Source organism: Parabacteroides sp. AM17-47, from assembly GCF_003434625.1.
In the GTDB taxonomy this organism is placed as follows: Bacteria; Bacteroidota; Bacteroidia; order Bacteroidales; family Tannerellaceae; genus Parabacteroides; species Parabacteroides distasonis.
The window spans coordinates 25,856-46,671 of record NZ_QTLI01000005.1; the positions used below are offsets into that span (position 1 = coordinate 25,856).

Annotated in this window: 13 protein-coding genes and 4 riboswitches; of the genes, 5 read left to right on the top strand and 8 right to left on the bottom strand. The window is 43.7% G+C overall.

Annotated features, from left to right (window positions below; translation table 11 throughout):
- The first annotated feature begins 44 nt into the window (after positions 1-44).
- Positions 45-2,105, top strand: coding sequence for a transcriptional regulator (locus DW205_RS04875; protein WP_034530151.1), 2,061 nt, complete (start codon positions 45-47; stop codon positions 2,103-2,105).
- Positions 2,106-2,307: 202 nt separating this feature from the next.
- Positions 2,308-3,684 carry an NAD(P)/FAD-dependent oxidoreductase gene (locus DW205_RS04880; protein WP_005867456.1) on the top strand — a complete coding sequence of 459 codons (1,377 nt, stop codon included), beginning with the start codon at positions 2,308-2,310 and terminating at the stop codon, positions 3,682-3,684.
- A 98-nt stretch (positions 3,685-3,782) separates the two neighbouring features.
- Here the strand turns inward: DW205_RS04880 and DW205_RS04885 are convergent, their stop codons facing one another.
- The 8 genes from DW205_RS04885 to accC form a co-directional block, all read right to left on the bottom strand.
- Positions 3,783-6,554: an FAD-binding and (Fe-S)-binding domain-containing protein gene (locus DW205_RS04885; protein WP_005867453.1), complete on the bottom strand. Its 2,772-nt coding sequence runs from the start codon at positions 6,552-6,554 to the stop codon at positions 3,783-3,785.
- Positions 6,555-6,617: 63 nt separating this feature from the next.
- Positions 6,618-7,736, bottom strand: a complete 1,119-nt coding sequence (locus DW205_RS04890) for an ABC transporter substrate-binding protein (protein WP_005867452.1) — start codon at positions 7,734-7,736, stop codon at positions 6,618-6,620.
- Positions 7,736-9,100: a DUF5074 domain-containing protein gene (locus tag DW205_RS04895; protein ID WP_005859612.1), complete on the bottom strand. Its 1,365-nt coding sequence runs from the start codon at positions 9,098-9,100 to the stop codon at positions 7,736-7,738. The genes DW205_RS04890 and DW205_RS04895 overlap by 1 nt, the downstream gene beginning before the upstream one ends.
- A 20-nt stretch (positions 9,101-9,120) precedes the next feature.
- A complete protein-coding gene (locus tag DW205_RS04900) occupies positions 9,121-11,124 on the bottom strand; it encodes a TonB-dependent siderophore receptor (RefSeq protein ID WP_005859614.1) in 2,004 nt (667 codons plus the stop codon).
- A 37-nt stretch (positions 11,125-11,161) separates the two neighbouring features.
- Positions 11,162-11,367, bottom strand: a riboswitch (cobalamin riboswitch).
- Positions 11,368-11,476: 109 nt separating this feature from the next.
- A complete protein-coding gene (locus DW205_RS04905) occupies positions 11,477-13,159 on the bottom strand; it encodes a putative transporter (protein WP_005859616.1) in 1,683 nt (560 codons plus the stop codon).
- A 299-nt stretch (positions 13,160-13,458) separates the two neighbouring features.
- Positions 13,459-13,660: riboswitch (cobalamin riboswitch) on the bottom strand.
- Positions 13,661-13,817: 157 nt separating this feature from the next.
- Positions 13,818-15,350: an acyl-CoA carboxylase subunit beta gene (locus DW205_RS04910; protein ID WP_005867447.1), complete on the bottom strand. Its 1,533-nt coding sequence runs from the start codon at positions 15,348-15,350 to the stop codon at positions 13,818-13,820.
- Positions 15,343-15,867, bottom strand: a complete 525-nt coding sequence (locus DW205_RS04915) for a biotin/lipoyl-containing protein (RefSeq protein WP_005859628.1) — start codon at positions 15,865-15,867, stop codon at positions 15,343-15,345. The genes DW205_RS04910 and DW205_RS04915 overlap by 8 nt, the downstream gene beginning before the upstream one ends.
- 12 nt (positions 15,868-15,879) lie before the next feature.
- On the bottom strand, positions 15,880-17,391 hold the full coding sequence (gene accC, locus DW205_RS04920) for an acetyl-CoA carboxylase biotin carboxylase subunit (RefSeq protein ID WP_008777846.1): 1,512 nt from the start codon (positions 17,389-17,391) through the stop codon (positions 15,880-15,882).
- An 85-nt stretch (positions 17,392-17,476) separates the two neighbouring features.
- A riboswitch (cobalamin riboswitch) is annotated at positions 17,477-17,678 on the bottom strand.
- A 489-nt stretch (positions 17,679-18,167) separates the two neighbouring features.
- Between accC and DW205_RS04925 the strand changes: the two genes are divergently transcribed.
- The 3 genes from DW205_RS04925 (at position 18,168) to DW205_RS04935 (ending at position 20,424) form a co-directional block, all read left to right on the top strand.
- Positions 18,168-18,761 carry a sugar O-acetyltransferase gene (locus DW205_RS04925; protein ID WP_008777845.1) on the top strand — a complete coding sequence of 198 codons (594 nt, stop codon included), beginning with the start codon at positions 18,168-18,170 and terminating at the stop codon, positions 18,759-18,761.
- On the top strand, positions 18,754-19,371 hold the full coding sequence (locus DW205_RS04930) for an HAD family phosphatase (protein ID WP_005867443.1): 618 nt from the start codon (positions 18,754-18,756) through the stop codon (positions 19,369-19,371). Before DW205_RS04925 ends, DW205_RS04930 begins: the two co-directional genes overlap by 8 nt.
- Before the next feature lie 255 nt (positions 19,372-19,626).
- The gene (locus DW205_RS04935) at positions 19,627-20,424 is read left to right on the top strand and encodes a DnaJ domain-containing protein (RefSeq protein ID WP_005867440.1); all 798 of its coding nucleotides are present in this window, start codon (positions 19,627-19,629) and stop codon (positions 20,422-20,424) included.
- A 163-nt stretch (positions 20,425-20,587) separates the two neighbouring features.
- Positions 20,588-20,785, top strand: a riboswitch (cobalamin riboswitch).
- Positions 20,786-20,816: the final 31 nt, after the last annotated feature.

Genomic DNA, 20,816 nt, shown 5'->3' on the forward strand with positions numbered 1-20,816 from the left:
TAAAGAGACAAGGCTTTATGCCTTGTCTCTATAGTTTAAAGACCATGTACAGACGGCTACCTTTTATCATATTATTATCTATACTGGCGGTTTTCGCCTTGCGTGCGTCTGTGGTCGCTCCCTCTATCCTCGTACAAAATTATTCCGTAGACGATTATAAGGCTAGTTGCCAGAATTGGGATTTAGCGGTTTCCTATCATGGCATCTTATATGTAGCTAATAATTCCGGTCTGGTTACTTTTGACGGGAATACATGGAACACATATCCATTACCGGATAAAACCCCTATTTATAAAGTATCTTTCCAGAACGATTCTATCTATACCCAAGGCAAATCATCGTTAGGCTATTGGCTATACGACGAACTCGGGAATCTGGAATACCATCCGATCGATACGCTCCCATCGCACGTCGGTTTCGATAACCCCGAGACGAACTACACGATCCCGAAAGAAATCGAGGAAAAGCACCCTACTTCTTTCGCTAGCGCCGGAGGTCTCAATTTCACGGGAACATCTACGTCCGGCATTTATATCACCAACGACGAAGGGGAGATCTTTCAACATCTCAACATCAATAATCAGTTACAAGATAATATCGTACGTTCCATCTGCGTACAGGATAATAACTTAATCTGGGTCGCCTTGGATAATGGTATCTCCCAAATAGATATCAATCCTCCCATCGCCATGTTAGGTAAAAGAAGCCAGATCGGGAAGTTGGAAGACGCTGTAAAAGAGGATAACCGCCTCTATATCCGGACAAATCTCGGCTACTTCAGCCGGAGCTTGATGTTTGGTGATAAGTTTACCCCGATATCCGGTGAGATCGGACGTTCATATATCCATCCGGATACGGCCGACAATCATTTATCGGTAAGCACTTTATTTAAGAATAAAGATGTATTGGGCGTATTCGCCAACGCAGAAAGTATTTACCCGGTTCCAGACAATTTGTATTGGCTCACGATCCAGAATGAGGCCGGACTCTTCCATCGGGAAAACGGTACAGGAACTTTAAAATGCCGGATCCTATTCGATAATTACGATCTGAATCTGGTGACCAATGGCAAACGGATCATCCCCTTGAATGATTCTCTTGATTTGGTATCCGCCATGCAAGGAACCCTATTAATCAACACCCGCCAATTAATAGAGGGAAGCCTAGGAGGATTGACGATGCCACGGTTTATGCGCATCGAGTATCAAGATCAAGAAGGTACACATTATTTATATCCGGACACGCAAAGAATCAACATGCCCCATAACTTCCAAGAACTCTCGCTATACATCGGGACAACGGTATTCACCCCTAATCACCAAATCAGTTATAAGCTGGAAGGGGTATCCGCCGATTGGTCTTCTTGGCAGAAAGACGGCAAAATTACCTTCTTACAACTTCCGGAAGGAACTTATGAGCTAAGGGTACGTAAATATGTAACCCGGGGTCCGTTTCCCGAGATCACGATGCAAATCACGGTGCGCCCTCCTTGGTATAATACCGTATGGGCCTATTTGATCTACGTCGCTTTGATATGGTTCGCCATTCAAGAAGGGCTTCGGTACCATTTAAGGAATTTGCGGAAAAAAGAACAAGAAAAGCTGGAGGCAGAGCGACAAGCCGAACTGCAAAGGCTTCAACAAATGAAAAGCGAGATGCTGGAAACGGAGTTGCAAAACAAAAACAATGAGCTTACTCTCCAGACGACAGCTTTGGTAAAAAGAAACGAGGCAATCCAAGCTTTGTTGGAAGAACTGGATAAGCAGAAAGAGACATTGGGTGACCGATATCCCAATAAGTTATATACCCGTTTACGTTCCTTGATCGAATCTACCTTGAACGATCAAGCGGATTGGGTGCAGTTCGAGACCTATTTTAATAGCGCCCACCAGAATTTCATGGATCGTTTACGCCAGCAATACACAGATATAACGGCAGGCGATTTGCGCATATGTTGTTTACTCCGCATGAACCTTTCCACGAAGGAAATTGCGTCGTTAATGAATGTATCCGTACGAGCTATCGAGCTAAGAAGATACCGCTTAAGAAAGCGATTAGCCCTTGATGGGGATACGAATCTTGTCGATTTCTTAATGAACTACTAAAAATATTTTCTAGAATATGCTTAATATATAATATTCTACATAACAGCATATTAAACGCACATAGAAAGAGATTGAGAAAGTCTTGTAGTAGTCTTATCCAATAAAAAAATCATTTGCGCAAGTCGTGTAGTAGTCATTTTCATGGCTACCGTAATTTATTATGTTTCCTTTGCCGGCGAATAAAATCTTAAATTCTTTCGACATGATGAAACACGAACTGGAGAAACAATTAGATGCGCTAGAAAAGAAAGGTGTCGACAGACGACATTTCTTTAAGTTATTAGCGGCGACAGGACTGATCGCGGGAGCTAATACCGGAAAAGCAAACGCTTTTTCAAGCAGCGCAAAAGGTAAAATCGTTATTATCGGTGGAGGAGCCGCTGGTATCAGTATGGCTGCCCGATTAAAACATTGGCTTGATGAACCGGATATCACCCTGATTGACCCCAGCGATCGTCAGTTTTATCAACCGGGATTCACTCTGATCGCCTCAGGTGTGTACCAACCGGAAGATGTTTGGAAGAAGCAAGAGGATTGTATGCCTAGCGGTATAAAATGGATAAAGGACTCGGTCGCCGCGGTTGATCCCGTATGGAATCAAGTAACGACCAAAAGTAACGGAAAGATTCCATACGACTTTTTAGTACTGACCCCGGGATTACAATGTAACTGGGAAAAAGTAGAGGGTATTACCCACGATACCTTGGGACAAGGAAACGCAAACTCTATTTACGATTTCGAAGGAGCCCAAAAGACATGGAAAGCTCTTCAAGAATTCGCTAAAAAAGGAGGCAAAGGTATTTATACCGATACCTATACAAAACATAAATGTGGTGGCGCCCCCAAAAAGATCTGTTTATTATCCGAGCATTACGCAAGGAAACAAGGGACACGCGACAAGCTGCAATTGAATTATTTTACCGCTTCGAAGGAACTATACGATATCCCGTATTTCACACCTCGCTTGCTAGAAATATATAATGAACGTAACATACCTATTAACTTGAATGTACGTGTAAAAGGTGTAGACACATCCGCGAAGCAAGTACATTTTGAGAAGATAGAGACAAAAGGCGAAGAAAAGATCGTAACGCCGTTCGTAGAGGATTACGATTTCTTACACTTCACCCCGCCTATGTCCGCTCCCGATTTCGTTCGTGATGCCGGATTAGGTTGGACAGAAGGTAAATTGGCCGCGGACGCATGGGTAATGGTCGATAAAGAGACCTTGGTACATAAGAAATACCAGAACATCGTTTCTCTGGGTGATGTAGCCGGTATCCCGACCAGTAAAACATCTGCCGCTATCCGTAAGCAAGTACCTATCGCCGCCAAGAACCTGATCGCGCTCATGGAAGGCAAAGAGCCGACCGAGAAATACAACGGTTATGCCGCTTGCCCGATCGTCACGGATTACGGCCATGTGTTGCTTTGTGAGTTTGACTACGAAAAGAAACCCGACATTTCATTCCCATTCTCGATGATCGATACATCAAAAGAGCAATGGCTTGCTTGGATCTTAAAGGTATATATTTTAAAACCGATGTATTTCAACGGAATGCTTAACGGTTACGCATAATATGAATAAAGAATCTATGAAATAAAACTCCCTATAATTTCGAATGCCAAACTACAAAGCCCCGGGTTTCAGTTGTACGAAACCGGGGTTTTTGATTTTTAACGAGTAGCCTTTTCCACTAAATAGACGATCGATTTATAGGATATCCCACTATTCATCGTCAAACCGATCTCGCACGTACGGCTATTGCTATATCCTTCCGTCGCCCCATGCAAGTTCGGTTTCAAGTAATGAAGACCGGAAGCGTTTAGTTCCGGATAGAAGAAACCACGATCGCCCGCCCAACCGCAACAAGTAACTTGAGCGGGAGAGACCACCCGGTTCGCACATAAGCCCGCCAGTTCCACCAGCTTGTCTTGTACTCCCATCTTCGTTGTACTACAAGTAGAGTGTACCGCTACCGTAACCGGCAACTTAGTAAAGTTCAGACGATCACGCATAAAGTCATAGATAAACTCCACAGGTTCATATAATCGTAAACGTTTATCCAAGGTTTCCCTCATATGCAGCAAGCAAGGGCTCATGTCACACAAAATAGGCAAGCGGCCGTTATCGCTCGCTCGTAAAAGAGCCTCATTCAATTCCTTTGCCTTCTGCGCCGCTTGCTTCCGGAACCCTTTACTGCTAAAAGCCATGCCGCAACAAAGCTTACTTAGATTCTCAGGATAACGAATCGTAAAGTCCGCTCTTGTCAATAAAGCGATTGTTTGTTCCGTTACACTTACAAAATCCACATCTTCATAATCAGCTGAAGCTCCCATCGTGCGGGTAATACAAGACGGGAAATAAACCATTTCCATCCCATTCTCTACACCCGTCAGTTCCTTGAACTTTGACGCGCCAGAAGGTGTATGCCGAGTCCAAAGCGGGAATTTATGAGCGGAAGCCCTAAACAAGAAAGAGGTAAATCTCTCGAATGCGTTATATCCCACCAGCTTTGAAAACACATGGGGCAGCTTAAGCAAAGGACGAAGCATACCCGTTACGGTTCCCATATTCCCGGCGATGCCCGAAGCGATAGCATTCGCCAAGGCACCATTCTCTTTCCACCGTAACTCTTTGATCAATAAACCGGTATTAATGCCAACCGGACATGCCGTAGCACATAGGCCATCGGTAGCGCAGGTAGCGTTACCTTTATAGTTAAAGGCTTTCTTGAGTTCTTTATATCGCTTAGAGTTTGTTTCCCCCTGTTCCGCCAAAGCCGATAATTCCCTATAGATCACGATACGTTGCCGGGGTGTCAATGTCACATGCCTTGACGGACATTGTATCTCACAAAAACCACACTCGATGCATTTATCGATCAGCTCATTCGCCAACGGTATTTGCTTTAAGTTCTTTATAAACACATCCGGGTCCCGATTTAAAAGGACACCCGGATTTAATATATTTTCCGGGTCAAAGAGCCTTTTGATCTTCCACATCAACTCATAAATCTCCTCACCCCATTCATCTTTAACAAATGGAGCCATATTTCGTCCCGTGCCATGCTCCGCTTTCAAGCTACCGTCGTAGTAAAGTACCACATCTACAAGGCTACGCATAAAAGAAGCGTAATGATCGATACCTTCCTGTGCGTTTATATCCGGAAAAATCGTGAAATGAACGTTTCCATCCAATAAATGTCCCCACATCACCGCATTTCCGTATCCATAATCCGACAAGACCCCACGCACTTGTTCCAAAGCCTCTCCTAAAACCTCTTCCCGGAAAGCGATATCTTCAATAATAGATACCGTACCCCGTGGCCGTCTTCCCGCAGCGGAAGTAAATAAACCGTTTCGTACCCGCCAATAAGTAGCGTAAAGCTTCGGATCGGTCGTAAATGATACCGGATATAAGGTCTGTATATCTGCTAGCCGCTCCTCTATATCCCGGAATTGGATTTGAAGTTCTTCTTCCGAATTAGAAGACGTGTCGATCAGCAACGCTACCGCATCCTCGGGTAAAGAATGTAATATCTCCGGCATCCCCGGTTCATCCTCTACCGCATGTAAGGCGTTTCTATCCATCAACTCGGCGGCGGACACTTTGCATTGGCGTAACGGGGCTATGGCTCTGCACGCCTCCATCAAAGAGGGGAAATAAATCAAGGCGGAAGCTTTTAAAGCCTCATCGGGGACTGTCTCGAAAGTAACCGAAGAAATAAACCCTAAGGTTCCTTCCGAGCCAACCATTAAATGCATGAGTATATCGTATGGATCGGTATAATCCAAGAAAGAGTTCATTCCATAACCGCATGTATTCTTCAACTCATATTTAGATAGAATCCGGTCTTCCATGTCTGGATTCAACAAGATCTCCAAACGGAAATTCATCAACTTCTCCAATAAGCCTATATGCGTTTGCATGAAATCCCTGCGACTCGCTAACGAAGAAGTATCCAAAAAGGCTCCATCCGCAAAGATAATCTCCATATCCCGGACCGTATTATAGGAGTTATGGATAATACCATAGCTAGAACCATTCGAGTTATTCGCTACGATCCCGCCGATACGTGCGGATTTGATGGAGGCAGGGCTAGGCCCTAGCTTACGGCCATAAGGTTTCAACCAGCGGTTCGCCTCTTCTCCAGTTATACCACAAGGGAATTTAGCCAAACTCCCATCTCCTGAAATCTTAACCTTTCCATAGTCAGGACTGATTTCCATCAATACAGAATCTGTAATAGTCTGGCCGGATAAAGAGGTCCCCCCAGCTTTAAAGGTTACAGATTTACCAGTCTTCTCACATTCAGCAAGAACACGTTTTACATCTTGCTCACAACTCACGATTTCAACTCGTTTGGGATTCAACCTGTAAATCCCGGCATCTGTTCCCTTCGCTAATGTAGTTAAAGCATCAGCATATACCTTTTTTATCTTCATAGTCTAATACCTTTATTTGTCTAGAAACGACATTTCAACAAAGATATGAAACCTTTAAGACAATCAGGGCATTTCTCTAAAATAACGGGGAGAATACCCGAATACTAGCTCCGGATGGAAAATCCAGATTAAATCTTTCAATAAATATTCCGGATGTATAGGGAATTCCTCGTAATAAGGAACTGCACCTGTATTACAGGTATAAATCCGTTTTTTTTTAAAAGCGTCGAAATTCTCGTAAGGAGTATATTCGGAGCGTAAATCGTTATAGGTCATCTCAGAAGACTGATTATATTTAACAAGCCAAATATCCGCATGGATCGCTTTATCAAACACGGTCTCAAACGCTAAGGGGGTACTTCCGGCACCCGGTAAATCCTTAAACATATAATCAGCTCCGGCGTCCTCGATAAGATGAGCCATATAACTATCTCCGGATGGTACATACCACGAAGAGCCGAACTTTTTCTCCGACAAAACAGTAGGACGATTATCTATATTTGCGGTTAAGTCCTTTAGAGACAAATAGGCTTGCTCTGTTTCTTTAAATATAGAATCGGCCATCTCTTCCTTTCCGAATAGCAAACCATAAAAGCGAATCCACTCCGTACGCCCCAAAGGAAATGCCTCCATATAGTCGGCTCCTTCGATAATGGGTATCCCTATCTTCTCGACAGGCCCATAACTACTGTTCTGGAATGGGGAAGCTATCACGAGTTCCGCGCCGATCTCTATCATTTTCTCTATATTCGGAGAGGTAGCCTCACCTAAATCAGCGATTCTTCCGGCCTGTATACCCTCTTGTATGGCAGGAGTATCCATATAACGAGGCTCACAAACGCCTATAACCTTATCGGTTTCGTGCAGTTGATCAATAATAGCCGCATGGACAGAAGTATAAATCACAATATCTTTTACCGGGACCTTCACGATCGTCCCTTTGGGTAATCCGCCGGGAACCGACTTTGTCCGGTCTACCAATAAATAGCGTTGAAGCAGACGGGTGCTATCCCACGGATCACGAACTTCCACCATTATATAGGTATCAAAGCGCTGAACCGTGAAACCTTGGGCATATTGAATACTATCAGAGGAAAGAGCTTCCTTGGAAGAAGTTTGCTTTCCGGATGGCGTACATGCCACCATCCAGAAAGCGAACCCTAAGAGAATCAGTAATCGCATTAGATATTATCTTTTTGAGCGAGGACTACTTTCATGGGATTTAAACCGGCCTCAAACTTCTTGAACAATTTACCATCACCTCCGAAACAATAGATATCGCCATTATTCTTATAATCAGACTCTGCGACATAGACATTTCCACCCACGGCACTGATTGAATAAGGGGATTGTATTGAGGTTCCATCTGTAATAAAGCTCGTTCCCGCAGATTGGCTCTTTGTATCAAATGTTAAAAATGCAGGGCTAGACATTCCCCATTGCGCATAGAACAGAAATAGCTTGCCATCCTCATAGGCCATCTCCGTTGCGTTTGGACAATTCGTAAGGGAAGTAACCTCATAAGTCTCCGTATTTATCTTTTGTACCGTATTGGGTATATCCGCATAGTTACCCATAGAAACCACATATACATTTCCTTGCTCATCCGCCTGTATCCGTGTGGGATTCAATACGACATCCAACTTCTTTATCTCTGTAAAAGTAGACAGATCAACCACTGATACCGTTTTATCATACCCAACCTCGGTACTGTAATCCATACCTCCGGAGTTTGAGACAAACAATTTATTAGAAGATACCGCCAATTGTTCCGGATTCCGTCCGACCTTTACTTTCGCCTCAACCTCCAAGGATGCGGTATCCAAACGAGCGACATATCCATTATAATAGCTAATATAGACTTTTCCACCCTCTGATACCATATAACGGGGCTGCCCCTCTGTCTTGACTTGCTTAATGGATTTTGCCTTCAGATCTGTCACTTCTATCGTAGACTCTCCATATACCGCGATATACATCTTATCGCCATACACGATCATATCCTGTGCCGTATCTCCCAGCCCCCTGCCATTTTGAGCCAAGAAATAATCGGGGACAACCTCATCCTTTTCTATGTCGTACATATATAAAGAAGAGTTGTTATTTCCCATATTGCCCGAATTCAAGAAATATAAAGCCATGAAAGAACTATCCTTCACAAAATCAATAACTCTTACGGAAGCATAAACAGAAGACTCACCTTCCGCATTTGCGGCTATAACTAATAAATAGCCTATATTTACGACATCCGTAATAGCATATGAATGTGTTCCAACTTCTACCTCCGCAATTTTCATATCTTTAGCGGTTCCATCAGAGGAACCATAAATCACGTACTTTGTTACATTGTCAACAGAAGACGGAGCTGTCCAATTTAAGGTTCCGCTAACTTTTAAAGCTTCCGGATTCTCATCCGTAAAACTGACATTAGTTACAGATACATTTGGTATGTTCAGTGAAGGCTCATTGTCGTCATCACAGCTGACAAACGAGAAAGACATCAATGCACACAAGGCAGAGACACAAACTAAATTCTTCTTTTTCATTACTTTACTTTTATAGTTTACTAATAGGATAAACAAATACTTAAACGCCAAGAACGGCCCGGCATGGGATAATACTGAATAACATCATAATTCACGTTCGCAAGATTTAACAATTCACCTTGCAAACGCAAACCGAAATATCGAAAACGAAAATCTCGATTTATAGAAATACTCTGTTCTATATAAGAATCAATCCTGTTCCGATCTATATTTTGCGGCAATGCATAACGATCACCAACCGCAGTCAGTATATAAGAGACATTTACCCATGGATTTTCCAAGGTTACGGAAACCGTGCCAGAATGACGAGGTGTATAAGGAATCTGATCCTTATAATTCTTAGCTTCCGGATCTGTCACATCAACCGCGTATTGAAAAGAATAAGTGGAAGCCAAAAGCAAGCTCATTCGTAAGGGCAATCGGAATTGTGTAGATAAATTTACATCTACCCCTTTAATATCCACTTCGCCCATATTCATCATCTTCCAAACATACATGGTAGGTAAAGCCACGATCTTATCTTTCACCGTATTATAATATCCATCCGCCGAAATACTGAAATGCCGCAGCCAATCCCCACAGGAAGAACTCCATGTTACCCCTACATTATATTGGGAAGTTTCTTCCGGTTTCAAATTTGTATTTCCCATACGGAGGTAATACAAGTCCGTAAATGTAGGAACCCGGAATATATCTTTGTAAGAGGCACGTATCCGCAAAGTACTTTCCGAGAATGGCCGCCAAGACAAACTTACAGCCGGGGATAAACGCCTCTTATCATCCGGTTTTTCCCCTTGCTCCACTTTATCAGTGATATATGTTCCCAATAAACTAGCGGTAGCCGTGAATCGACTGTTCTTATATTGCACCGCTAGTACTGATTGAGAGGCCATTCGCTTTGGATTAGGGCCGTTCACAAAATTATTGTCCAGCATAGAGCGAGTTAAATCCGTAGTCAACGTCGCCGATACATACTTTATAGGAGTATACAGCAAACCTACAGAGCCATAATACTCATTCTGTGTATTCAAATCGACTTGTTCGCCCGCAGCATATTTATCATTTATATCTAAATAACGAGTAAAAGCATAATTATACTTAGCCATGGCCCGTAGCGTAAATTTCTCATTAAGAACATTCTTATACCCCGATTGCACGAAAAAGTTATTATCCCATAATCGTTCAGAAGTGTTCTTGTTATATAAATTAACAGAACCGGGAAGCCCCCGCTCCGAATCAAAATAGTACGCCTTAAAGGAAAGTTCGCCTCCCCTTCCAAAATCGCCGAATAGATTACCTTCCAAATGGTAAGCATGGATATCGCTATTTCTACGCTTCTCTCTCGTCTCCAATTCCCCATTAATCAATGTATAGGGATATTGCCCATCCGCACGCACGAAATCACCATGTAAGGATGCGCTCCAACGCTTTCCTAATTTTTGATCATAATGCAGCACGGGATTAAAAAGCCCGAAGGAACCTCCCTTAACCTTAAGATAAGTATGAAACGATTTGTCTTTAAACGTGGGCTTTCCGGTTTGTATATTCAAGGCTCCTGCCGAGGCATACACCCTTGCCGTTTGGAAGATGTCATCCGATTGTCCGATCGATAAGGAAACCATCTCCACGTTATCCAACGAGAAACGGCTGATATCGACTTGCCCGCTTTGCGCATCCGTAATCGTCACCCCATCGTAACTGACGGCGGTATGCTTCGCTCCCAAGCTACGTACCGAGACCGTTTTCAATCCTCCGATCCCCCCATAATCCTGTACTGTAACTCCCGAGAAGCGTTTCACGGCCTCGGATAGGTCTTGTACTCCCAAGCGATCGATTCCCGCCCGGTCCATAATTTGCAAAGGCGTACCTTCACGGGTGACCGACGGACGTACCTTCTCCACTACTTCCACCCCGGAAAGCTCGTGATAGGCCGTCGTATCGATCTGTTGACCGAAAGCGACACCCAAAGAAAATAACCATACGCTAAAAACGCACAGACATCTTATAAGATATAAATCTCGCATAATAATTCTTAGGTTTACCAACGTCTTCACCCGAAACGTCGCATAACAAAATCATGGCAGGTTTTCTGGCTCGTCCACCCTCTGTCGGCTACCTTCCCGCCTATCCGATAGGCAGTGGCAACAAGATTTGCCGGGGCTCCAAGGACTTACAGCTACGGGTACAGCTCCGGACTCGCACCGGATTCCCTTTTACTGATTATTATCGGAATCGATAACATCTACACCTTGATTGGCCGCAAAGATACATGTTTACTTTTTGATTAGCAACAAAAAAGCCCCCCGGCGAATCACTTCGGCGGAAGGCTAGGGAGTTTACACTTTTCTAAACATTACTAACAACAAAATATTTATTCTATGTATAAAAGAATAATATCATTAACTGTGCGGTCAACACACGCAAAAACATGGTCAATGGATAAACCGTCGCATATCCAACCGCCGGCGCATCATTTCCTGCCGCCATATTGGAATAGGCTAACGCAGGAGGATCGGTCGTACTTCCCGCAATCAATCCCATCAACGTAAAATAATTCAGTTTATAAAAATACCTTCCCACACAACCGATAATCAGTAGAGGCAATAACGTTATTATAAAACCATAACCGATCCAAGCTACACCACCCTTATTGACTATCGTATCGACAAAACCTTCACCCGCACTCAATCCCACGCAGGCGAGAAACAACGTGATTCCTAATTCCCTCAATAGTAAATTAGAACTTTGCGTGGTATAAGTAACCAATTTATAACGATAACCGAACCGGCTTATCAATATCGCAACGATCAACGGACCTCCCGCTAATCCTAATTTCACCGGTTGAGGAATACCCGGAAAACTAATAGGAAGACTTCCCACGATAATACCCAAAACTATACCAACAAAAATAGTCACCAAATTAGGTTCATTCAAGCGTTTCATTGAATTACCCAGCGTCTCGGCAACTTTCTCCACCGCCAATTCACTACCGACCACTGTCACCCGGTCGCCTATTTGCAAGACCAGATTAGGAGTAGCTACCAACTCCAGCCCCGCACGATTGATCCGAGTCACGTTAATTCCATGTAAACGGCGTAACTGCAAAGCCCCTAATTGCTTACCGTTGATTTCAGACCGGGTAACCAAAATACGCCGGCTGATAAACTGGCTTTCCGCCGGAATCCATTGCTTACGATCCATCTGTATTTCTTGACCGATAAAAGTCTTTATCGCCTCCACGTCATGCTCTGCGGTAATAACAAAAATCTTATCATCCCCATTCAATACCGTGTTCCCCGCCACGATCTCTATCCGATTCGTATCGTTACGTAAAATACGGGAAATAACAAATTCACGGTGTTCCAACAATTTAGATAGCTCACTTACGCTACGACCAAAAATCGCCGGATTCTTCACCACCAAAGAGATAGGTACAGCCTCTCCTCCCGATTCCGTATCCGTCTCTTCTTCCAATTGTTCCGTCTCCTTCGCAAAAGAGATACGGAAAACATAACGGATAAAAATCATCGACAAGATAATGCCGATCACACCTAACGGATAGGCAACCGCATATCCTAAAGCGATCGTTTCATCCGAGATCCCCGTCATATCTGAATAAGCCTGTTGAGCAGCGCCCAATCCCGGTGTATTCGTCACTGCTCCGGATAAGATACCTACCATTGTCGGTATAGGAATGCCTGTAATATAATGTATAATCAAGGCAGTAATCACCCCTAGAAAAACAATACCGCAAGCAAGCATATTCAACGTGATCCCTCCCTTTCGAAACGAAGAGAAAAATCCGGGGCCTACTTGCATACCTACCGAGTAAACAAATAAGATCAAACCAAACTCTCTAAAAAAATGAACGACCGACGGATTCGCCGTAAAACCGAAATGCCCGAGAAAGATCCCGACAAACAGTACCATGGTAATCCCTAAAGAGATACCGAATAGCTTCAGTTTACCAAGCTGGATCCCCAGAGCGATCACAACGGATAACAAAAGGATAGAATGCCCTACCCCTTCTCCCCATAACAATTCATTAATCCATTCCATATCTATTCATGTATATATTAATTTAAGATAAAAAAGTACCTCTGGCGAATCACTTCGGCAGAGATACACATATTGAACATTTAGTATCCCAGTTTAATCTGGCATCCATTCTAACAACATTTACTAATATATTTTCTATTTCTTATGCTGATAATTTAGACAAACTTTCCTCTTCCGGCAAAAGGGTTACCGGCCATTCAAATGTCGCACGACAGTGCGAACAGATCCTTTTCATACGTCTTTGTTCCTTTTAAGATATTGCTTATCTTTTCGTACTGCTTTCCTAATCCCTCGAGCAAAAACAGCCTTTAATGAATGGCAGGTCTTCTGACTGACTCCCATCTTGAAGCCTTCCCGGTCGCTAGAACCAGTGGCGATAGTGTTGTTTCAAGATGTTCTTCGGAGCTTCACAGCAGCGGGACTGTCCGGGATTTACACCCGATTCCCTTTTAATCCACATACCCGAATGGTATATGCGGAACCGATTCGGGAACAAAGATAGCATGTTTTCCGTATATATCATATCTTTTCGCTTTTTTGTTTACTTTTATTATCCAAATAAAAAAATCCCGGGACAAAACAATTGAACCGGGATCTTTTAACCTCTAAGCTATCCTCCCGACAGGAAGAGGCTTTGATTTTCCTTAAATAATAATTACTACAAGGGAATATTTCCATGTTTTTTAGGAGGATTACTCTGGCTCTTATTTTTCGCCATTTCCAACGCCTGAATCAATTTAAAACGTGTGTCTCTAGGTTGTATGACTTCATCTATAAATCCTTGCTCGGCTGCCCGGTAAGGATTTGAGAATTTCTCGGTGTATTCATGAATTGCTTGTTTCTTCTCCTCATCGTTGGCTTTCCGGTATAATATATTCACGGCACCTTCAGCCCCCATCACCGCAATCTCAGCCATCGGATATGCCAAGTTTATATCGGCACCGGTAGGCTTACTTGCCATTACGATATAGGCTCCCCCGTAAGCCTTCCGGGTAATCAACGTGATTTTGGGAACCGTGGCCTCCGCATAAGCGTAGACAATTTTTGCCCCGTGGCGTATAATTCCCGCATGTTCTTGCGTACAGCCCGGCAAGAAGCCCGGCACATCCTCGAACGTGATCAATGGAATATTGAAGCAATCGCAGAAGCGAATGAAACGTGCGGCCTTATCAGAAGCATCGATATCCAAGACTCCCGCTAAAAAGGCAGGTTGGTTCCCTACGATACCTATGGTACGGCCTCCCAAACGAGCGAATCCCACTACAATATTGCGAGCGAAATGAGGCATAACCTCGAAAAAGTAATGATTATCCACTATCGGCTCTATAATATCCTTGATGTCATAAGGGACATTAGGATCTTCCGGAATCACATGCTGCAACGACTCTTCTACCCGACGCACATCGTCAGCACAAGCTATAACTGGAGCGTCTTCCATATTATTAGAAGGCAGGAAACTCAGAAGTTCCCGGATACTCATCAAAGTCTCCTCTTCCGTATCACACACAAAATGTGCGACCCCGCTTTTTCCGCTATGTACCTGCGCCCCGCCCAGCTCTTCCTTATCGATCACCTCGTGAGTCACCGCCTTTACGACATCCGGCCCCGTGATAAACATATGACTTTGCTCTTTGACCATAAAAATAAAATCGGTCAAAGCCGGGGAATAACAAGCGCCCCCCGCACAAGGCCCCAAAATAGCCGATAATTGGGGAACGACTCCCGAGGCCATCGTATTTTGGTAAAAGATAGAAGCATAACCAGCCAAGCTATTCACCCCTTCTTGAATCCGGGCACCCCCCGAGTCATTCAAGGCGATGATCGGCGCTCCGTTCTTTAAGGCTAATTGTTGCACTTTCACGATCTTAGCGGCATTCGTGGCACTCAAGGTCCCACCGTATGCGGTAAAATCATAAGCGTAAACAAATACCAAACGACCATCGATCTTTCCATAACCACTTACCATTCCATCACCGGGAATCTTATTCTTATCCATCCCGAAGTTTGTACACCGATGCACCACGAATTTATCCAGCTCATTGAAAGTCCCTTTATCCAACAGCATCTCGATTCGTTCACGGGCGGTCATACGCCCGCAAGCATGTTGTTTCTCAATGCGATTCAATCCTCCTCCCAACGAGGCCTCTTTATTCAAAGCCTCAAAATCTTTATATAATTGCTCGTTATTCATATGAATCATCTTTTAATAGGTCTAAAGTCATAAGCACTTGATTGTTATCAACGGAATCTCCCTCGGATACCAATATATCTTTTACCACGCATGCTGAGCTTACCTTATAGTTACTCTGCATCTTCATCGCCTCAAGTACGACCACGGTATCCCCCGTTTCCAAGCGATCTCCTTTCCGCACAGGTATTTTCACGACTTTACCCGGCATCGGGGCGACAATCTTGTCATCTTGCTTCTCTTCCGCACTTTTACGCATACGCAAATATTTCTTTTGGGTATCTACGATATCCACATGATAGGAACGGTAGAACATATTCACGTCATAACTCCGATGATCTTCTCCGGAGATGATCTCCGCGTTAAATGAGTTCCCATCGTGCAAGACAGAACAACTGCCGTTCTCCGTCATCACGATATCCACATCATACGGCTTCCCGTCGATAGAAAGCCGGACTTTATTCCCTTCTTTACTGACCAATGTCACATCGGCCACACGATTTCCGATATGTATTTCCATAACCAATACCCGTTAAATCCGTAAGACACCTTTTTGTAAACCAAACTCCCGCCAACGGCTGATAGGACGTGTATCCACCAATTGGGTAGAAGTATTTTCCTCTAAATTCATCAAATAATCCATATAAGCGGCGATCATGGCGATATTCTCGATTTCCTCGTTATTACCGTTAGACCGTTGTAGCATCCGGGCATTCTTAGCGATAAATAATGTATTATATTCCCCTTTCACGAAATCAGGATTATGCATGATACGTTTCAAATAACTGAGGTTCGTCTTTAAGCCCGTGATTTTATATTCATATAGAACCCGGCGCATACGCTCGATCGCATACGCACGTGTCGTTGCCCATACGATTAATTTACCGATCATAGGGTCATAATAGACCGGAATCTCATACCCTTCATATACATAGCTATCGATACGTACCCCGATACCATTCGGTTCCGTTAATTGCCGGATAATACCCGGGGAAGGCATGAAATTATTTTCCGTATCCTCCGCACAGATCCGGCACTCGATGGCATGTCCTCGTTGGAAAAGATCTTCTTGACGAAGATGCAAAACCTCATTATTGGCGATACGGATTTGTTCCTTTACCAAATCCACCCCTACCACTTCTTCCGTGATAGGATGCTCTACTTGTAGCCGGGTATTCATTTCCAAAAAATAAAAATGGCGGTCCTTATCTACAAGGAACTCTATCGTTCCCGCTCCGGAATAATGAACCGCTTTAGCCGCAGCCACAGCCTTTTCCCCCATTTCTTTACGTAAGTCCGCTGTTAGGAATGGAGACGGGCTTTCCTCTACTATTTTCTGGTTACGACGTTGAACCGAACATTCCCGGTCAAATAGATGAATGACATTACCATGGTTATCTCCCAATATCTGGAATTCTATATGATGCGGCTCCTCTACGAATTTCTCTATATATACCGTATCATCACCAAATGAGGACAACGATTCTGAACGAGCCGTATGATAAGCCTCGACAACCTCGCCCTTCTCATGTATCAGGCGCATCCCTTTTCCTCCACCTCCCATAGAAGCTTTCAGCATAACAGGGAAACCAATTTCTTCGCAAACCCGAAGCGCTTCTTCCGCACTTTGCAACGGTTGCTCCGTACCGGGAACCACAGGAACCTCTGCGGCGATCATGCGTTTGCGTGCGGCGATCTTATCTCCCATCGCTTCCATCGTCTCCGCTGACGGGCCGATAAATATCAATCCTTCTTGCTTACAACGGCGTGCGAAGTCCGCGTTCTCCGACAAGAAACCATAACCGGGATGTATCGCATCGGCATGGTGCCGTTTCGCCGCAGCGATCAGATTGTCTATATTCAAATAACTTTCCTTGGAAGCCGCCGGGCCTATCAAGGCTGCCTCATCCGCATACATTACATGCCGAGCGGTACGATCGGTCTCCGAATATACGGCAACAGTGCGAATCCCCATCTCCTTACATGAGCGCATCACACGGATAGCGATCTCACCTCGATTCGCAACAAGCACTTTACGGATCATGTCGCCACGAGGACATAAATTCTCCATAAATCATTAACTATTGATTCTTATTCTTTTCGTACTGCTTTCCTAATCCCTCGAGCAAAAACAGCCTTTAATGAATGGCAGGTCTTCTGACTGACTCCCATCTTGAAGCCTTCCCGGTCGCTAGAACCAGTGGCGATAGTGTTGTTTCAAGATGTTCTTCGGAGCTTCACAGCAGCGGGACTGTCCGGGATTCACACCCGATTCCCTTTTAATCCACATACCCGAATGGTATATGCGGAACCGATTCGGGGGCAAAGATAGTATTTTTTATTTAACTATCCACTTCAGCCAGGCCGGAATATACGGAATACACGGATCCCAAGTAAAATTCCGTACAATAAGCTCACAAGAGAAGCTTATGCATAAAGCATTAAAAATCAACATTAAAAAAACAGGATAATCTTTCTGCGAAAACACATACATGTTTTTGAAAAAAGTCGTACGTGTTTTCTGGAAAGGTCGTACGTGTTTTCCTGAATCCTTCCACCGAAAACAATAGCGCATGCTAAAATTTACAAGAAGCTCCACTTAAATGAGATGTTAAATGAAAAAGCCTTACTTTTTGTAGAGTCAACAGGCAAGTACAGTTTTTATACATTTCGTTTGTTCGTGTTCTCAGCTATTTTGTGTAACTTTACGTATGCTTGAAGGCATATCAATTTGAAGCTGCCTATTCTTGCTTGCGTTACCTTGTCGTAATAATTGGCTCAAATAAAGAATAAGACTCTACAATGAGATGAATTGAACACATGAAAACTGAATATCAAAAATGTATGGATGAGGAGCCTTTCGACGGCTCATCGCCCGAAATAACGGAAATGACTGTCCGTAACAAAAGGCTACTACACCAACTCAGAGAAACGGATTATGCCGACAATGAGGCAAAGCAGCGCATCTATCGGCAGATGTTCGGAAGTATCGGCAAGGATGTTTACATCGACATAGACTTCCGATGCGAGTATGGGAAAAACATCTATTTCGGGAACAAGGTGATCGTGAACATGAACTGTACGTTCCTCGATAATAACAATATCATTATCGGTAACAACGTGATGATAGCCCCCGATGTGAAAATATATACCGCAACTCATTCCGTTCACCTTGCGGAAAGGATGCCGGAAAGGACACATCCCGGAGCGTCCATCTGCGACACAATTGCCCGACCTGTCCTTATAGAAGATGGTGTATGGATAGGAGGCGGCTCTACAATCCTTCCGGGTGTGACCATCGGTAAAAACTCTGTCATCGGAGCAGGCAGTGTTGTCGTGAAAGATATTCCTGCCAATTCCATAGCTGTCGGCAATCCTTGCCGTGTAATTAAAAATATCGAAGATAATGATTAAAAACCTCATTTTTGATTTTGGCAAGGTCCTCGTAAATCACGATTTGCAACCCTTGCTTGAACGACATTTCGGGGATGATGAAGTGTCACTAATCGGTTTTCACAAAATTCTATCAGATCCGAAATTTATAAACATGTGCGACCGTGGAATAATCCCGTTTGATAAAATGATTGACGGAGCGATAAAAAGGTATCCTGAATATAGTGATGCCTTCACGTTTTTCAAAGATAATTATCTAGAAGAGATAACAGGAGAGATTGAAGGTATGCGTGTACTTCTAAAAAAATTAAAGCAATCCGGATTCAAACTATATGGGTTGACGAACTGGAGCGACACAATCTACCGGGTCATGGAGAAATTCGACATATTCCGGTTGCTTGACGGTGTGGTAATATCGTGTGAGGAACATTTCATCAAGCCTGAAAAGGAAATTTATCTTCGCCTTTGTGACAAATATAGCCTTAAACCGTCGGAATGTTTGTTTACGGATGACAGAATGGTGAATGTGTTGGGTGCAAAGGCGATTGGAATGGAAGCTGTATTGTTTACAACAACCAAAAAGTATATTTTTGAAATAGAGCGAATTTTCGGGATCAAAATTGAACAATAATAGCTACAGCCAGTGATGGTGATCGCACTCAATGAAAAGATTGTACGCTACCAAAAGCGAATAGGCTTACAGGGCTACGAGGGATTGCCCTTCGGAACGTATCTCATCCGGATAAATGAGAAAACATTCAAGATCCAACTCTCCAAATAACCGCAAGGCGGGTATGCTTCACACACCCGCCTTTCACATTTGCATATCTCCCGTTTTTTTACGAATATTGCATATCGGTAATCAACAAATAAGATAAACAGGAATATGGGTATCGGGAAATGGATAGGTGGCGTCTTGGGATTTATGGCGTTCGGACCGCTAGGCGCTCTAGCCGGCATTATATTAGGCTCTTTCTTCGAGGAAGGGGCAAATATGACGGGGCAGTCTTTCGGTGGCGGCACCAATTACGATGATGAATATATACGAAGAGACCCATACGCCGGGGAACGTAACAGTTTCCTTTTCTCCATGTTGGTTATGGCATCCTATATCATCCGTGCCGACGGGAAGATCATGCATAGCGAGATGGAATACGTCCGTCAATTCCTTCGGAGAAACTTCGGCGAGATCGCCGTAAGCCAAGGTGAGGAGATATTGCTAAAGCTTTTCGACCAAGCCAAACGCATGGATCAGGAGAACAACATGGGATTCAAGAATACCATCCGGGAATGCGGAACCCAGATCGCATACAACCTAAGTTATGAGGAGCGGCTGCAATTGCTTGCGTTCCTCGCCGAGATCGCTAAGAGTGACGGGAATGTGTGCGCAGCCGAGATCAATGCCTTGAAAGAGGTAGCGATGGCGATGGGAATGTCTGATAGAGAAGTCGAATCCATGTTGAACCTAAAAGGAAGTTCCTTGGACGATGCCTACAAGGTGTTAGAGATAGAACCGACCGCCACAGACGAGGAAGTCCGTGCCGCCTATCGCCGGATGGCCGTCAAGCATCATCCGGACAAAGTAGCCAGTTTGGGAGAAGACATCCGCAAGGCCGCCAACGAGAAGTTTCAGAAAATAAATGAGGCCAAAGAAAGGATCTATCAATCGAGAGGCTTGAAGTAAGATTCGACAAACAGTATTACTTACGAATTGTCAGCCAATTACATTTACCGATATCTTCTTTATGATGTAAATATTCTTTCTCCTTAATAGAAGTGGACAGACATATCATACCTTACAAAAAAACTTTTTCATATATATTTTCTAAATATTAGAAAACATTCATATCTTTGCCTCCGATTTTAGTAATCAAGCTATCACATAGTTTGGTGAGAGGGAATCCGGTGTGAATCCGGAGCTGTTCCTGCAGCTGTAATCCTCATGAAGTTGGTTAGAAGTTCAAAAACCACTGTTCCTAAGTTGGAATGGGAAGGTTTCTAACCAAAGGAGAGCCAGAATACCTGCTAAAGTCTTACAATAACATCAAGCTTTCAGGATAAGAGCACGTGTCATAC

Bases quoted from the DNA above. Each gene is read 5' to 3' on its own strand.
- DW205_RS04895 (WP_005859612.1), bottom strand. From the start codon at position 9,100: ATGAAAAAGAAGAATTTAGTTTGTGTCTCTGCCTTGTGTGCATTGATG.
- DW205_RS04910 (WP_005867447.1), bottom strand. From the start codon at position 15,350: ATGAATAACGAGCAATTATATAAAGATTTTGAGGCTTTGAATAAAGAG.
- DW205_RS04890 (WP_005867452.1), bottom strand. From the start codon at position 7,736: ATGCGATTACTGATTCTCTTAGGGTTCGCTTTCTGGATGGTGGCATGT.
- DW205_RS04935 (WP_005867440.1), top strand. From the start codon at position 19,627: ATGGGTATCGGGAAATGGATAGGTGGCGTCTTGGGATTTATGGCGTTC.
- DW205_RS04875 (WP_034530151.1), top strand. From the start codon at position 45: ATGTACAGACGGCTACCTTTTATCATATTATTATCTATACTGGCGGTT.
- DW205_RS04925 (WP_008777845.1), top strand. From the start codon at position 18,168: ATGAAAACTGAATATCAAAAATGTATGGATGAGGAGCCTTTCGACGGC.
- DW205_RS04930 (WP_005867443.1), top strand. From the start codon at position 18,754: ATGATTAAAAACCTCATTTTTGATTTTGGCAAGGTCCTCGTAAATCAC.
- DW205_RS04905 (WP_005859616.1), bottom strand. From the start codon at position 13,159: ATGGAATGGATTAATGAATTGTTATGGGGAGAAGGGGTAGGGCATTCT.
- accC (WP_008777846.1), bottom strand. From the start codon at position 17,391: ATGATCCGTAAAGTGCTTGTTGCGAATCGAGGTGAGATCGCTATCCGT.
- DW205_RS04900 (WP_005859614.1), bottom strand. From the start codon at position 11,124: ATGCGAGATTTATATCTTATAAGATGTCTGTGCGTTTTTAGCGTATGG.
- DW205_RS04880 (WP_005867456.1), top strand. From the start codon at position 2,308: ATGATGAAACACGAACTGGAGAAACAATTAGATGCGCTAGAAAAGAAA.
- DW205_RS04915 (WP_005859628.1), bottom strand. From the start codon at position 15,867: ATGGAAATACATATCGGAAATCGTGTGGCCGATGTGACATTGGTCAGT.
- DW205_RS04885 (WP_005867453.1), bottom strand. From the start codon at position 6,554: ATGAAGATAAAAAAGGTATATGCTGATGCTTTAACTACATTAGCGAAG.